The organism is Halogeometricum sp. S1BR25-6, assembly GCF_031624495.1.
GTDB classification, from domain to species: Archaea; Halobacteriota; Halobacteria; order Halobacteriales; family Haloferacaceae; genus Halogeometricum; species Halogeometricum salsisoli.
Genome location: NZ_JAMQOP010000005.1, coordinates 164,002 through 179,514, shown reverse-complemented (window position 1 = coordinate 179,514; position 15,513 = coordinate 164,002). Strand labels below are relative to the sequence as shown.

Sequence of the window (15,513 nt, the reverse complement as noted above, 5' to 3'; positions counted from 1 at the left end):
GACCTATGCTAAGTCTTCTAGCCGGCTGTCTCGAAGCACAGATTTCAGCACAATCCCGGTATCCTGAACCAGTCGATGCTCCAAATAACTGCCTTCACCCCGACCACCGCCAGTTCGGGTTGATTCAACGACACCGAGGAATGCCTGCTCTTTTAACAGTTCATAGACACGGTGCTCGCTGAGGGTCTTCGCATCTACTTTCTCTGTCGTCGCCTGATAGCGTTCGTAAATCCGGTTGGTCGAAAACCCATCCTCGTTCGGATTGTCTTCAGTGAGTAGTGCGAGAGAATAGAGAATGAATTTGACCTGGGTCGTGGACCCTCGTAGCAGTTCCTCGAACCGATCGATTTCAGCCCACTCCTGGGCATCGCGAACGTGCTCCTCAAGAACCGTATCGACGTTTTCTCGCTCGGCAAGTTCGCCAGCGTGACGGAGAATCTCGATGGCTTTCCTCGCGTCACCATGTTCCTGAGCGGCTAATGCCGCCGTTAGCGGAATCACATCATCGGAGAGGACGCCATCGTGGAACGCGTCTCGACGGTGCTTCATAATTTCGCGCAGTTGGTTCGCATCATAGGGTTGGAAGACGAACTCCTCTTCGCGAAGGCTGGACTTGACACGCTCGTTCAGCTGGTTTCGGTACTCTATCTTGTTGCTGACTGCAATGACCCCCAAGTGGCAGTCCGCTTTCCCCGATTCGCGAGCACGCGATAACTGCATGAGTATATCATCGTTATCGAGTCGATCTACTTCGTCAAGAATGATGATAACTGACTCGTAGGCAGTATCCAGAATCTCCCAAAGATAATCGTAGTATTCACCACTCCCAATTCCTGCGCGCGGAATATCGAAGTCAGTTTTGTCCGTCTCGTTGAGTGAACGCGTTACTGTCCTAGCAACACGCGTCTGCGTATTGTGCTGCGCGCAGTCGACGTAAACCGTACCGACAGAGACACCGTTCGACTCCGCAGCTCGGCGGGCTCGTTCGGTAACGTGGCGAGCAACCAGTGATTTCCCCGTCCCTGTTTTTCCGTAAATAATCACATTGTTAGGTGGATCGCCACGAACGATCGGTCTCAGTTCAGCAGCAACAGCCTTAATCTCACCATCTCGGCCGACGATACGTCCACTTTCAGGAACGTGGCCTACTTTCAGCAGTTCCTTCCGGGCGAAAATATTGACTCGGTTGGGGTCGTCTTCATCAAAATTAAACAGAGGATCATCGGCGGGGTCCTCATATTGTCCGTCGAAGTCAGAGAGTTGGGACGGTTCCTCAGCCATCAATATTAGACATCGCGCAAGGAACCCACTTAATGATTTGGCTACCCCGACCAGAGTGTAAATCGGGCTATAGTCGTCTCCTGATGTGTTATCTCTACCGTATAGATCTCACAGGGGGCCGGGTCAGTCCCGAATGAAATCGCATTCTGGATGACGGTCAACAGCTCAACTCAGCACCCCTAATCCAGAGTGAAAACGTCGAGATCGGACGGGTTTGCCACACCCCCCGTCAAGAGTGAATAGCGCATCATCCAGTGAGCAAAGTGAATGGTCGAGGCCCCACCCCTCGTCCCGAGTGTAATCCTGAACCTAGTAATCAGTTGTGTCTACGTTACATGATATAAAAGGGATGTCTGACGTACGGCAGACACCCCTCGTCAAGAGTGAAAACATTGGGACGACTGAGATCCCGTCTGAAACATTGAGAGACGTTGACGAGAGTTAGTTAGCACCCCTAGTCAAGAGTGAATAACGAAAGCAGAAGAGTCCCTATAGAACTGGCGAGATCACCAGCAAAAGCAAGTTGGAATCGGATCTGACGGAATTAAAATTCCGATTCCGAGCTGACGGTTCTGGGCAGGCGGAATTCAGTTGGTTCACCTTCTCTAAGGGTATCTCTTTGGCTGCGAACTCGCCAGAATATCGATTGTTATTCTAATTACTCACAATACACAGATGATAGAACGGAACCCCACACACCCCTCGTCCAGAGTGAAACGCATTGAGAGTATCGCGGACTAACAGAGAGAAACCACTGGACAAGTCGGGGAGATAACACCGAAATCACGAGGTATAGAGAGATAGTCCCGTAAGCCGATCCGCACAGAAGCGCCAAGTTCCTAAATTCATCAATTTTGGCATATTTTGCACAGGATTTATTACTACATGTTCTGAACTATTCGCCAAGTGCATTCAGTACAAAAAGAAGGACGAAGATGGTATTCGTCCAGGCGATTTCAAACCGCTGGTCGTGATTGCTGTGCTATTCTTTCCGTGTCTCTGCATCTTAGGTCGTCTTCCGACTATTCTATTTAGCTCCCCTTCGGGTGAACCTCCATTTCTTGTGGAGCTTGCCCCACATCCCTAGTTGGTTTTCACTCTGGACGAGGGGTGTGTGGATCGCGGCTCAAACTGTCCTCTCACCCCTATAATCAGATTCCACCGTAACCAACAGGCTGCTTATTTTTTTCCGTAGTGTTGGTTAATTCTCGTCAACCTCGATGAAGACAGCCAAGTTCGCTTTCCCGAATCTCAGCGGTTTTCTATCGCATCTTGATCCGACCTCAGACGAGTGGTAACAACACACTCTCAACAACTGACGATCTGGGTCTCGTAGTACGAGATATCGGAGGCTCCGACCTCTTTGTGGGCGAGGACGACGCGGTCCCACGAGAATTTCTCGTCGTTGACGGCCACGTACTCGATAAATCGTGTCATAGACCAGCAAATATCCCAACTGCGGTACGGGAAGCCCCGCCGTGAACGGCGGGGAGGATGTCACCTGGGTGGTTGTGGCCGTGCTGCTCGTCGCCACGGGCGGTCAACTCGGGTACGAGGCCGAGGCAGATGCAGCAACTACGCCAACCCCCGGCCAACGATTAGAGGGGAAATGACAACGGAAGGAGGCAGTTCCACAACCTCTTTCTCGGCATCGGGAGTCGACCCGTCCATGTCCTCCCCCGAGAACGGGACCTCGTTCGTCCAGCGGTTCGGTCTAGCCTTGCTGCTAGGCGTACCCGGAATCGTAGCGCTCGTCGGCTACATCTACCTCACGACACCGCTGACCGCCGTCCCCGCTGGACTGTCGCTTCCGCTTCTCGCCCTCCTCTCAGCTGTTAATCCGCTGCTGCTCCTCGTCGTCGCATGTCTGCTCGGTGCGTACGCGGCGCCCCGAGTAGGACTGCAGTCGTACGTCATCGGTCGGGCTGGAACTGGCGACGGCATCTGGCGCCGCCTCCGTGGGGAGGTCAGACTCGCCGTCGGAATCGGCATCCTCGGGGGAGTCTTGGTCGTCGCCCTCGACGCAGTGATGGCTCCGTTCGTCGCACAGGACCTGCCACAGTCCGTGATCGGAGCAACCAGACCGACCGTTTTGGATGTCATCGCGTACGCGCCCGTTCGATTTCTCTATGGAGGGATCACCGAAGAACTCATGCTCCGGTTTGGACTCATGTCCGTGCTCGCGTTCGTCGGGTGGCGCGCCACCGGCCGTCGGATTGACGGCCCACGACCGGTTGTCATGTGGGTTGCAATCCTGGTCTCCGCCATCCTATTCGGCTTAGGTCACCTCCCCGCACTCGCTCAATCGGTCGATCTCACCCCAGCACTGATCGCGCGGACGGTTCTCCTGAACACGGTCGCAGGAATCCTCTTTGGATGGCTCTACTGGCGACGGAGCCTCGAGGCCGCGATGGTGGCTCACGCCTCTTTTCACGTCCCCCTCGTCGCGCTCTCGCTCGTCCAAGTCGCGGTGGTCTGAGAGAGCGCTCTACGGAGTTCTGATGCGAGGGCACTCGGATTTCACCGGCTCGAAACTGGTCTAGATCGACGCTCTCGAATTGGACAAACTACAACCGCTCTCGTTCCAAGACAGCCGTTGCTGGAAGGGTCGGCCTAACGACACTCGCGATTCTCGTCGTACTTCTCAGTCGTTCTCGGCGTACACCGCCTCGCGAATTTCTCTGGAGAACCGCCGAGAAAGACTCCGGAATCTCGTTCCTGTCTAGCGAGAGCAGCCATCTGACATTATATGATTCCGGTTCGAACAGACCCCTGTGATCTGGCTATGAAGTCTCTACGCTTTTTCGTCCGCCGCTATCGCTTCGCTACGTTTGTTCTTCTCACGTTTGCTCTGACGTGGATACCGTGGGGGATCGTCGCTGTCGACCTTCGGGCCGGGCGCTCGTCGTTCGTGACGCCACTCATCTTGCTCGGGGGGTTCGGTCCCTTCCTCGCAGCTATCGTCGTCGCTGCTGCTGGTGGGGACAGTCGCTCGTGGTTCAGGAACCTCATCGACATAGGGGCACCTCCGCGCGTCTGGGTCGCCGCGGTGCTGATGCCAGTGGTACTCTACGTCGGTGCGCTCGTTGTGTTCGTCGGGGCCGGTGGCGGGTTCGACCGTGCCGGCGTCCTGCCAGCAGCGGCAATCCCGGCAGTCGCGTTCGCGACACTCATCAGGGGGGGCCTAGAGGAACCGGGCTGGCGCGGTCTCGCCCTGCCGGTCCTCCAGCGGCGGATCGGTGCGTTCCAGGCGAGCATCGTCATCGGTGTCATCTGGGCGCTCTGGCACGTTCCGCTGTTCCTGATGCCCGGGAGTTCGCAAGCGGGAACGCCCTTCGCGCTGTACGCCGCCGCGGTCGTCGGAATCAGCATCATTACGACGTGGCTCTACAACGCGGCCGGCGGTCGCGTGCTCGTCGCCGTCGTCTTCCACACGCTCTCGAATGCCGTCTCGGTGACGACCGCTGGCGGCGTCATCGGCGGCGAGGTGGCATCACAGGTCGCGCTGCTCGCCGTCGTCTGGACGGTCGTGGCAATTCTGGTTTGGCGGTACGATACTGACCGGCTATCCCCGAACCCGCTTCCGGAGGGTGGACTGGACTACACGACACCTGCGCCGGGAAACCACGCTGCTGAGGAAGGCATGACGCCATCCCGGATAGACAATCGTGAGTGACAGTATCCGTCTTTGCCCTCCTACTTCTTCACCCACGTCTCACGCCTCGGAGAGAAACGTCTCGAGCGGCCAGCGAGGGGTGTGATTGGTCTCTTCATCGGTGTGTCCCAGTCGGAAGAGGTGCTGTGGACGACCTGCTCCATCCGGGAGGAGGCGCCTGAGTCGTTCCCGAGTCTCGGACCGCTCAAGCGTCTGACTCATCGGATGGACGGCAACGCCTTCGGTGCTGGCAAGCAGCCCTACCCGCTCGAAGGCTAGCCCAGTCCTGACCTGAGCGGGCGGGTCGTCAGCGGCCGTCGTCAGGACGGCCACCACCGGCGCGCTCTGGATCAGTTTCGAGTTCTTTGCCGCTTCCCGGTCGCCGATGTCGAGGTGAGTGATGACAGTTTGGCCAATACGGGCCGCGAGCCAAGAACTGCCGAGTGCACCGAGGCCGATCCAGTGTCCCAGTTCCTTCCGATACTCGGGGTCGTTCATCTGGCGTCGGTCGGCGTCAGCCTGCAATTCGCCGATTGCGTCCCGTGTGTCTGGGTCTCCGACGAGGTGAAGGGTGACGCCAGCCTCTCGAACGACGCTCGACAGTCGCTCTTGGGTGTCCGCTGCGAGGGGGCGGTCCTCGAACACTTCGTGGCTCGTGACACGGGTCGTAAGCGCGTCGAACAGCTCAGCTGGCCTCGGGTCTTTGAGGTCGCGTTCCCCCAGCATCAGGGTAACGGCGAGGTCGGCGGATTCGGGATCGTGGTACTCGACCTGCGGGTCGAAGCCAAAATGCTCGGCAGCGATACAGCAGTTCTCGACAGCGCAGCCGACGCTGATGTAAAGCTCCCGCTTGTCCGGGTCGGCAGCGTCGAGCCAGCGGGACTCGTCGGCAGTAATGCTGATCGCGTTTCCAGTCACGCGGAACGACCACGGTTGCGAGTTGTGACTCGACGGGGCCAGGATGGCGTACCGGAGCAAGAACGTTGCCTGGTCTTCGATAGTGCCGTCCGACGGGAAGTCGTCGGCCTCGACCTGCCAGACCGACCGCGTAAGGTCTGCTGATGGCATACAAGACGATCGTCGCCAGAGGTCATAATTCGCGGCGGTCAGTCTCGAACGGGTACGGGAATTGTTAACCGTCGGATTGGCGCTTCAGAACACTTCGCGAAACAAACCGTCGTCGTCTTGACACAGTGTTGTAACGAACTCGCGGACGATGTCGGTGTAGGCCGCTGGTCGTTCGAGGTTGACGGTGTGACCGGCGTCGCGGACGATGACTGGGGTGGCGGTCGATAGCTCCCGACAGTGCGTGGTGAGATACCATCGCTGTTAGCGCTCCGGCCAGGGGTAGTTTCCGCGTCCAACCCCGATGTATCCGTCAGCGGCGGTCCCTCTGTGAACCGTCGCGTTCCGGATGGTCGCGGTCGTGTAACTGTCCGGGTTCGGTCTGAGAGACGTACGGCCCGCTGTCAGCATCGAACATGCAAGGGACGGAATCGAAGCAGGCATTCGAGACATGGCCCTCGCTTGGAGACGTCGAACGAGGGTCACAAAATCGTTCGCATCGCTTCTCTGCGGCTGAGCGATGTCCGGTACGACGAAATCCGGACGGTTGATGACGAGTGCTTTCCCGCCTGAGCGCCGATTGCGAACACGGTGTTTTCCGTGCCACCCGATACCTCCAGCACGCCACGACTCGAACGGGATTGGGTCCGACCAGTCTTTATTGAGTACCGTGCTGAACGTCCTTGCTGAGGTTAGAGAACAGATGAGTTCCTTTCTGGTAACCTACGCGACGGGAGAAGGCCAAACGGCGAAGATCGCAGATCGGATCGCCGCGACTATCGGAGAGCACGGCCACGAGGCGAGCGTTCTTGACGTGCGCGACCGACCAGAATCGTTCACTTTGGAAGGGTACGACGCCGTCATCGTGGGTGCGTCGATCCACGTGGGTAAACACCAAGACGAGGTTCGTGACTTCGTCACCGACAATCGCGAGGCCCTGTCCGAGATGCCGACCGCGTTCTTCCAGATTTCGCTCTCCTCGGCGAACGAGGAGAAACGCGAAGAAGCCGCAGGGTACGTTGAGTCGTTCCTCACTGAGACCGGGTGGCATCCGGATCGAATCGGACAGTTCGGTGGCGCGCTTCGGTTCTCCGAGTACGGGTTCCTCAAACGCCTCATGATGAAGCGAATCGCGAAGGACCTCCTCGCCGAGGATCGGAACCCGACGGGCGACATTGAGTTCACGGACTGGGACGCGGTCGATGCGTTCGCAGCGGATGTCGCCTCGTTTGTCGAAGGCCGTCTCGGCGTCGTGCCGGACCCTCCGGAGGACTCGCCGGAATGACCGCGGTGCGATCACCTCGACGCCTCACTCGGCCGTACCTGGTTTTGTCGACGATTACCCTCCTTCTCACGGTTCTCGCGACGGTCGTCGGGCTGTTCGTTCCGGAGTTCTACCGGGACGCCGAAGTCCTCCTCCCGCAGTTGTACGGGCAGGATCTGCTGACGCTCATCGCCGCCGTTCCCGTACTCGCCGGCGCCCTCTATTACGCATATCGGGGGTCGATCCGCGGCTACATCGTCTGGCTCGGTGTCACCGGCTACCTCCTCTACACGTACGCCTCGTACGCGTTGCTCACGGCGTTCAACGAGCTTTACCTCGTCTACGTCGCACTGTTCGCACTGACGTTGTTCACGCTCATCGGTGGGGTCGCTCGTATCGACCCGACAGACCTGAAGGAAGCACTTGACGGTCATCCCATCCGTGGATACGTCGCTTTCCAAGCGTTTGTCGCCGTACTCGTAGCGCTGATGTGGCTCGCAGAGGTTGGCCCGGCGAGTCTCGCCGGAACGAGACCCCCCAGTATCGCCGAAACGACGCTTCCTGTACCGGTTATCCAATCACTGGACCTCGGTATCGTCGTCCCGTCGTTCGCCCTTTCGGCGGTCTTCCTCTGGAAGCGGCGAGCGTGGGGTTACGTTTTCACCGCCGTCCTCCTCGTGAAAGGCACTACCCTCGGTCTCGCGGTGCTCGCCATGATCGCATTCATGCTCCAGAGCGGTCAATCCGTCCCTCTCCCTCAGATCGTGCTGTTTGGCGTCCTGAGTCTCATCGGTCTCGGACTCACGATTCGATTCATTCGCGCAATCACCCGCAGGTCGTCCAGAACCCAGACGCATGCCGGAACTGAACTATGAACAGACTAAGCGAGGAGTACTGAGATCGCTCACACCACAAGGCGGTATATTGACCTCGTATGCCGTTTCGATCAACGACAATTAGTGTCCGGTCGTCCGGGCACTGTCGGGTACTATCGTTGGGCATGATACTACGATCGTTGATACGAGCGGATTCTCAGTGTGGTTTCGTCGAAGCTGTTGAGGAGGGGCTGACAGCGGAAGAGCGTTCAAGCCGGCGGCGGTGATTGTATACCGAAGCAACGCGATGACGGTGGGTTCAACTGCTTACAACACCGCGTTTAATGGTCGTTCGCGTTCACGAACAGCCGAGACGACTTAAATGGAGTTGAGCACGCACGTTCGGGAGCGTCGGTGGATGACAGTGGCCGGGTACGGTCTCTTCGTCGCGCTGATGGTCGCCGGGTACTACTACAACATCACGTTCGTGCAGTTGGGGCTCATCGACCTCGGCACGCGCCTCGTTGGGATGTCCGAGACTGCCGTCTCGATGTGGATGGCGGCGCTGGCGCTCGTGACGCTCGTCGTCGCAGTCGCGACGGGAACAACGATGGACCGACGCGGGTGGAGCACGAACCTCCGAACGAAGCTCCGACTCCTATTTGGCGTCGTCTGCGTCCAGTTCGCGCTCACACTCGTCGCCCCCATGATTCGAACCGTTCCCGTGTTCGGGGGGTGGATCATCCTCGCATCGATAGGGCTCGGCGTCGGATTTCCCGTCTCGTTCTCGCTCGCAATTGACCTCGTTCCCGTGCCGGACCGCGGGTACGTCGCCGCGGGGATCACGGCGATTGCGTACTTTCTGGCAAACGCGATTCCGCTCTCTTGGTCTGTCGACGTCTTCAGCCAGTTAATGGTCGCCGCGATGGCACCGGGCCTCCTCGTGCTCGGCGTCCTCTCGTTCACCAGCTTCAACCGCCTCGAAGCGATACTCGACACTCTCGGGACGCAACACGAGACGTACGGCACTGGGCGGTTCTGTTATGGGGACCCGATTCAAACGCGGAGTCTCGCGTTCGCCGTCCCGGTCGTCTTGATGTTCGGTGTGTTCTTCATCGACAGCCTCGGATTCCTCCGGATCATCGACACCCCCTCGCTCCTCCTGAGTTCCTGGCAATCGCCCGATCTCTCGACGCGGCTGTTCATCGCCGTTGCACACGTCATCGGTGCAGTGATGGCCGGCGTCATCTACGCGAACTACTCGCTTTCGCGCGTCTTCCTGTGGACGTTCGCACTGTTCGCGCTCACACACGTCATGTACACGTCCGACCTCCGATTCGCAGCGTTGTTCCCGACCATCGCCGGTCAAGAGACCTCCCCCTTGAATCCCGCTCTGTACGCGATTGCCGTGAGCTTCTACACGACGCTGAACTTCGCACTCTGGCCCGACCTCTCGACGCCCGAGACGATCGGCACCCACTCCGCAATCGGAATCGGCGTCGCCGGATGGCTCGCCACGTTCTCCAGCACCGCGCTCGCGTTGTACTTTCAAGCGGTCGACCTCACGCTTCTCTCCCACCTGAACGTGGTGCAGGCGCTCTCTCTGCTCCTCTTGTTCGGGCTCGCTGTAGGGCTGTACGCTAAACGAATGGTCGAACTCGCTTACGAGAACGGAGGTGCGAGCGGATGAGTCCGACGGAAGCTATCCCGCTCCTCATCGTCGTCCTCCTCATGATCTCCGCTGGGGGCAGCGACGTCCAAGAGATGTCGGTGACGTTCCAGGGCGACAACGACATCGAATCGCTCGCGGATGTCCACGTGGTCGCCGGTGGAACGACCACCGTGCCCGAGAACGCGACCGTCGACGGCAACGTCTACGTGATCGGTGGCACCACAGACATCGACGGGACGGTCGACGGCGACGTGACGCTCCTCGCCGGGAATCTCTCGGTCAATGACGGCGCGACCGTAACCGGAACGTTCCAGACCTATTCGGGGTCTGCTACGGTCAGCTCCGATACTTCGGTCGGACAGATATCGCAATTTGAGCCGCCAACTCGGTCGAGTTCGCCCGCTCAGCGGGTCGTAGGATTCCTCCTGCAGTTCCTCGTTCTCGGTGCGTTCGGGTGGTGGCTCGTCGAACGGCACCCGCTCGTCATCGAGAACGTCGGCGCGGCTATCACCGAGCATGCTCTCGTCAACGCCGTTGTCGGCAGCCTCGGCGCAACGACCCTCCTCGTACTCTTCGTCTATATGGCGTTCACCCTCATTTTGCTCCCGGTCGCGATCGTCGGTCTCATCGCCGAATTTCTCATCATCCTCTACGGCCAAGCCGTGTTCGGGTACCTTATCGGGACGCGTCTTCCAATCGAGCGCGATGGAGTCGCGACGCTCGCCGGGATAGCTGCGTTTCTGCTCGTCCTCGAACTCCTCGGATTCGTACCGTACCTCGGCGGGATCGCACAACTGGTCGTCGCAGTCGTCGGGTTCGGCGCCGTCCTGAACACGTACTTCGGTCTTCAGCGGTTCGAGCCCGTCACCATCTCGGGAGGAACCTGAGCATGCACACACCACTCTATGACCTGAGCGCCCGAGCCCATGCACTACTATAGTCCCGGCGCGCGGAGGTCGCGCCACAAACTATCGAGTGTGACTGAATGCCGCCACGATCATACGCCATCGCTGTCGCAGACTGGTCGCCCCGAGCGACATTCCTCGGGTACACCGCCCTCACGTACACTATCTCGTGGTCGCTGTGGAGCGTGTGGGCGATCAGCGGGGCCGGGTCAACGCTCACATAGATTCAAGGGCGGAAGCCCACGGCTGTAGCCGTGGGAGGAAGCCCGACAATACAATTAAGTTGTTCTCTGTCCGAAGTGAGAACACTTCCATGAGGGCAAAAGAGCGTCAATACCGTTGCTCCCCTACTGACCACGGGGGGTTCTCTCTTGGAAGGGGCCGCCTGTCAGTCGACCCTCGAAGTTCGGGACTGACGACTCCGAAACGAGGCAGGAACCCCCTCCCTCGGCTTGAGGACGAGGAACACGAACAATTAAATTGCCCCTCTCGTCTGGTCCGACGAGATCCAAGCCCACGACTTTAGTCGTGGGTAACTGACAAGGGTTGTTACGCGGTGGGAATCCGGGCGTAACCGCGCGGTACGCGGGGAGTATCACTCGGGAATTCCTGTGGCTGTTCGGGTGGAACGCCGGCGTCTCCCTGATCGCTATCGGCGCGAACACGCTCCGGTCGGTGAACACACCGATGGGATACGTCATCGAGGTCGTCCAAGCACCATGGTACGGGGCGGTCTGGGGGACCGGATCGCTCGCCATCGGAGGAGAACGGATAGCGCCGTCGCTGGCTGTGCTCGTTGAACGGAGCGGCCCGATGGAGATCACGGCGTTCATTGCAATCGTGGTCGCGACGCGGGGCGTGATGCTGTGGCATCAGAAATCTGGACCTCGGTTGAAAGAGGAGTTCGACCGCGTACGATCTCCCAGCGACTGGTCGCTGACGCGCCGAGAGTGGGTGCTCTTGGTCGGCGGGTATCTGCTGCTGGCGGTTTCGTGCTATCGGGAAGCCGTCGCGATAGCACGGGTCGCGTGATAATGGGAGATTGTGTCCCTCTGTTGGCTGGTTCCGGTGGTAGTCCCCTACTGTTCTCCCGACCGATGCTAGGTTACGACTCCGTGTTCCAGTCCGGACTGACTCGGTAATCGTACAGGTGGACACCGGTCGTGACGACGACGAGCAGTACGACCGCCCATGTGATAATCGCGTGCGATCCGTTCAACGTGGCGAGCGTACTCCAGTCGATAGCGTCACCGACGAGGACGACGTCCAGATCGAGCGGAACCTGTCCCGTCGTCGCGTTGTCGGTTCCGTGCATCAGCATGGCTAACAGCACGCTCCCGTTCGATCCGTTGAACACCCACCCGAGGAGCACGGAGAACGCGATAATCCCCACGAAATAGGCGACGATAAGTTCGAGCGGCCAGTCGGCGCGGAATCCGCCAGGGATGAATTGGGGGAGGTGCCAGAGCCCCCAGAATACGCCGACGATGAGAGCCGCAGACAATCCGCCATACCGTTCTTGCAGTTCGGTCTGGGCGAACCCTCGCCACCCGAACTCCTCTTGACCACCGCCGATAAACGTTCCAAGAACGATTCCGATAACGATCGTGATCGGGTCGAAATCGAAGGCCGCCCAGTCGATCGGCCCACCGAGTGCCCACGAGGCGACTCCCGCCGCATACGTGATAGCGAACGGGATCAGGATCGCAGCGGCGTACCATTTGGGATGAACCCGCCAGGTGAAGACGTCACCGAGCCACTTCCTAACGCTCTCACCGCTCGCCCACAGGACGATTGCAGCAGCGACTCCCGGTGAAAGCGGGCTCAGGAAGCCTTCGATGAACCATCGACTCCAAGATGGGTCCATTCCGAGGAGCTTCGGAATCGCATCGAGCGTCCACGAAAGCGCGTACGCCAGTACGAAGAACGACGTAATTCGGTACTGGCTGATCCGTTGCTTGAGTATCGATGACATGGTTCTTTAGACGACTCCGTCGAGAGAAACCGTTTCCTTCGGAAGACGAACGATTTGCATACTTTCGTTTGTCATCATCGTGTTTGGTTTGTGGTGTTTCGGTAGTTGGCGCTACAGATCTGCGACGCTGAACCGGTAATACCCAACGAGGAACGGAACGACGAGCCAGAGGACGAGAACGACGATCCCTACCTCCGGAATCAGGAAGAACGGGTCCGGCTCGGCGGCAGTCGCTTCGACTCCAACGCCCGTCTGAGCGGGCGCTGCACCGGCCGTCTCTGCGAACCCAGGCAGGAGAGCGACGACCGTGGAGAGATACGCCGAAGACGGGGAAACCTGACTGACGAGGAATACCCAGTCGGGCATTGTGGATGGAAGACTGAAGCCATTGACGACGTAGACGAGCGCCATCGGGACGATATCCCAGAGTAGTTCGAAGACGACAAAGAATCCGAGTGCGAGTGTGGTCGCACGTGAAGTCGAACCCGTCGTGGCCGAGAGTCCGACCATGATCCCCGCGTAGATCGCCGCGAACCCGAGGGTCACGAGAGCGAATACGAGTGTAACGCCAGGGCTGAGTGCCCCGAGCAGCACGGAGCCGAACCCTAATCCAACAAGGAGACCGATACCGAGACCGAACACGAGAACGCCCGCTCGTCCGGCGACCTTTCCGGTGAAAACGTTCAGCCGGTTGGTCGGCAACGAGAGTAACAGCTTGATACTCCCGAGTTCGCGCTCGCCGGCGAGGGACTTGTAACAGACCACAATCGCCGCAAGAGGCACGAACAGGCCGGTAAGGCCGACTGTGAAGAAGATGAGCCCGGCGAACGTCGCTCCCGTCGACTCACCGAGCATCTCGGGAACTTGGACGTACGCGTACGTCGAAACGAGCGATAAGAGGACGAATACTGCCACGAGCGCCCAGAGCGCGCGTGACTGGACGGCATCTCGGAAGTCTTTCTTCGCAATTACCAGCCACGTCATGCTCTGACCTCCTGCTCGTCCTCAGTGTAGCGGACAAACAGATCTTCGAGGGAGGACTCGACGACCGAGAAGTCCTGAATCGACGTTACGTGGGCGTCGATAGCTTGTAGAACGGCAAACTTCGAGGCATCATCGACGACGACTCGAAGCCGACCGTCGTCGATCGAAGCGCTCCCGACACCGTCGAGTTCGGTGACTCGCTCGATAGTAGCTCCGTCGAGTTTAGAGACGTATATATACAGGACTTCGCCCGTTTCGGTCGCGTCGCGAAGGCCATCGATAGTATCGACGGCGACGAGCTGGCCGCGATTGATGATCGCCACCCGGTCACAGACCGCCTCGACCTGCTCCATGACGTGACTGGAGAAGAACACCGTTGTTCCGCGTTCGTTCTCTTCTTGGATGATCTCCCGCATTTCACGGGCTCCGTTCGGATCCAGTCCGGTAGACGGTTCGTCGAGGACGAGCAGGTCGGGGTCGCCAGCGAGCGCCATCGCGAGAACTAGCCGCTGCCGCATCCCTTTCGAATACCCGCCAGCTTTCCGGTCAGCGGCGTCGGCGATGCGAACCCGTTCAAGAAGCTCGTTCGCGTCCTCGCTCGAACCTTTCATCTCCAAAACGAACTCCAGGTGTTGCCGGCCAGTCAACCGTTCGTAGACGTGGTAGGCATCCGGGAGAACGCCGGTTTTCCGCCGCACGGCTTCACCCTCTCGCTGAGCGTCGTGGCCGAGAACAGTCACGGTACCTGCTGTCGGACGGACAAAGTCGAGCAGAATGTCGATCGTCGTGGACTTCCCTGCGCCGTTCGGGCCGAGGAACCCGAAGATCTCTCCTTCCTCAACGCGCAAGTCAAGGTCGTTGACGGCGACGACGTCTCCGAACTGTTTAGTCAGACCATCGATATCGATTGCAGCCATCTCTATCGTCCCTCCATCGACCGCTCAGAGAGACGCTGCTCTGCCGCTGTATTCGTGATCACGAGCTTCCACCACCAACGTCGGCCGTTTTGGGAATCGCACCACGAGCGAGGGCTTTACGACCGTAGTACGCGACGATGGCAAGAGCGATGGCGGCGTATACGACTAAGTGAACGACGGTCACGATACCGACCGCACGCTCGTTGATCACCCCGTCGATGAGAATCTCGTTGGGAACGAGTGGAATGAGCACGTCCGCCGTGTTGGCCATTGCGTGGAGCACCATCACGATGAGGACGCTCCCGGTGCTGTTGTACGCCCACGCGAGGATGACTGACAGGGTGAGGATTCCACCGACCCACCCGACCTGATTGACCAGGGGGAAACTCGAATGTGGAGTGACTGGTGCGAGAAAGTACGGGAGATGCCAGCCAGCCCAGACGACTCCGATAATGAGACTCGCGTTGAACGCCCCGTACCGTTCGTTGAGCCTAGCTTGTGCGAATCCTCGCCACCCAGGCTCCTCGTTTAAGCCGCCGCTGAGTACGAGGGTGAAGAGGAACAACCCCACGAAGAGCAACGGTGACGGGAGCGCCCGTCCGAAATCGATGGGGCCTCGAACTGCAAAGATACCGACCGCAATTAGCGCCGCCGCGACGAGTGGAAGGCCGAGAGCAACGAACCACCATTTCCATCCCACGCGCCACTTCGTAATTTGACTCGCCCACTCTCTGACGTCGTCGCCCCGCAGCCATGTCACTACTGCCGCACTTATTGGAGGGCCAAAACTCCCGATATAAATGAGAATTGCCGCGGTCCAACTCGGCTCCATGAATACGGCGGGGGCAGAGATGATCCACGTATACGCGTACGCCCCGACGAAGAACGCCGCGACGGGATGTTCATCAATCAACGAGTGGCGAAGCGAGTGCATAGCCGATTCTTCCCCGGAGACCGGATAAATATTGTCATATGAATTA

The 15,513-nt window shown here is 59.0% G+C and carries 14 protein-coding genes; 7 read left to right on the top strand and 7 right to left on the bottom strand.

Annotation, left to right across the window (positions count from 1 at the left end; genetic code table 11):
• Positions 1–3: 3 nt before the first annotated feature.
• On the bottom strand, positions 4–1,281 hold the full coding sequence (locus NDI76_RS19965; RefSeq protein ID WP_310925939.1) for a Cdc6/Cdc18 family protein: 1,278 nt from the start codon (positions 1,279–1,281) through the stop codon (positions 4–6).
• Positions 1,282–2,589: 1,308 nt separating this feature from the next.
• On the bottom strand, positions 2,590–2,718 hold the full coding sequence (locus tag NDI76_RS19960) for a hypothetical protein (protein ID WP_310925938.1): 129 nt from the start codon (positions 2,716–2,718) through the stop codon (positions 2,590–2,592).
• A 232-nt stretch (positions 2,719–2,950) separates the two neighbouring features.
• Between NDI76_RS19960 and NDI76_RS19955 the strand changes: the two genes are divergently transcribed.
• Positions 2,951–3,760 carry a CPBP family intramembrane glutamic endopeptidase gene (locus NDI76_RS19955; protein WP_310925937.1) on the top strand — a complete coding sequence of 270 codons (810 nt, stop codon included), beginning with the start codon at positions 2,951–2,953 and terminating at the stop codon, positions 3,758–3,760.
• A 306-nt stretch (positions 3,761–4,066) separates the two neighbouring features.
• Positions 4,067–4,957 carry a type II CAAX endopeptidase family protein gene (locus NDI76_RS19950; protein ID WP_310925936.1) on the top strand — a complete coding sequence of 297 codons (891 nt, stop codon included), beginning with the start codon at positions 4,067–4,069 and terminating at the stop codon, positions 4,955–4,957.
• Positions 4,958–4,996: 39 nt separating this feature from the next.
• Here NDI76_RS19950 and NDI76_RS19945 read toward each other — a convergent pair whose 3' ends face one another.
• A complete protein-coding gene (locus NDI76_RS19945; RefSeq protein ID WP_310925935.1) occupies positions 4,997–6,004 on the bottom strand; it encodes an Acg family FMN-binding oxidoreductase in 1,008 nt (335 codons plus the stop codon).
• 700 nt (positions 6,005–6,704) lie between these two features.
• Between NDI76_RS19945 and NDI76_RS19940 the strand changes: the two genes are divergently transcribed.
• The 5 genes from NDI76_RS19940 (at position 6,705) to NDI76_RS19920 (ending at position 11,689) form a co-directional block, all read left to right on the top strand.
• Positions 6,705–7,286, top strand: a complete 582-nt coding sequence (locus NDI76_RS19940; protein WP_310925934.1) for a flavodoxin domain-containing protein — start codon at positions 6,705–6,707, stop codon at positions 7,284–7,286.
• A complete protein-coding gene (locus NDI76_RS19935) occupies positions 7,283–8,140 on the top strand; it encodes a hypothetical protein (RefSeq protein WP_310925933.1) in 858 nt (285 codons plus the stop codon). The genes NDI76_RS19940 and NDI76_RS19935 overlap by 4 nt, the downstream gene beginning before the upstream one ends.
• A gap of 322 nt (positions 8,141–8,462) precedes the next feature.
• On the top strand, positions 8,463–9,770 hold the full coding sequence (locus tag NDI76_RS19930; RefSeq protein ID WP_310925932.1) for an MFS transporter: 1,308 nt from the start codon (positions 8,463–8,465) through the stop codon (positions 9,768–9,770).
• A complete protein-coding gene (locus NDI76_RS19925) occupies positions 9,767–10,639 on the top strand; it encodes a DUF8173 domain-containing protein (RefSeq protein WP_310925931.1) in 873 nt (290 codons plus the stop codon). Before NDI76_RS19930 ends, NDI76_RS19925 begins: the two co-directional genes overlap by 4 nt.
• Positions 10,640–11,344: 705 nt before the next feature.
• On the top strand, positions 11,345–11,689 hold the full coding sequence (locus tag NDI76_RS19920) for a hypothetical protein (protein ID WP_310925930.1): 345 nt from the start codon (positions 11,345–11,347) through the stop codon (positions 11,687–11,689).
• A gap of 73 nt (positions 11,690–11,762) precedes the next feature.
• Here the strand turns inward: NDI76_RS19920 and NDI76_RS19915 are convergent, their stop codons facing one another.
• The 4 genes from NDI76_RS19915 to NDI76_RS19900 all read right to left on the bottom strand — a co-directional run bounded on the left by NDI76_RS19915 (position 11,763) and on the right by NDI76_RS19900 (position 15,467).
• Entirely contained in the window at positions 11,763–12,632 is an 870-nt protein-coding gene (locus NDI76_RS19915) for a CPBP family intramembrane glutamic endopeptidase (RefSeq protein WP_310925929.1), read from the bottom strand.
• A gap of 111 nt (positions 12,633–12,743) precedes the next feature.
• The gene (locus NDI76_RS19910; protein WP_310925928.1) at positions 12,744–13,616 is read right to left on the bottom strand and encodes an ABC transporter permease; all 873 of its coding nucleotides are present in this window, start codon (positions 13,614–13,616) and stop codon (positions 12,744–12,746) included.
• A complete protein-coding gene (locus NDI76_RS19905; RefSeq protein ID WP_310925927.1) occupies positions 13,613–14,533 on the bottom strand; it encodes an ABC transporter ATP-binding protein in 921 nt (306 codons plus the stop codon). The genes NDI76_RS19910 and NDI76_RS19905 overlap by 4 nt, the downstream gene beginning before the upstream one ends.
• 58 nt (positions 14,534–14,591) lie before the next feature.
• Complete coding sequence (locus NDI76_RS19900) at positions 14,592–15,467, bottom strand: CPBP family intramembrane glutamic endopeptidase (RefSeq protein WP_310925926.1); 876 nt, start codon at positions 15,465–15,467, stop codon at positions 14,592–14,594.
• Between the last annotated feature and the right edge of the window lie 46 nt (positions 15,468–15,513).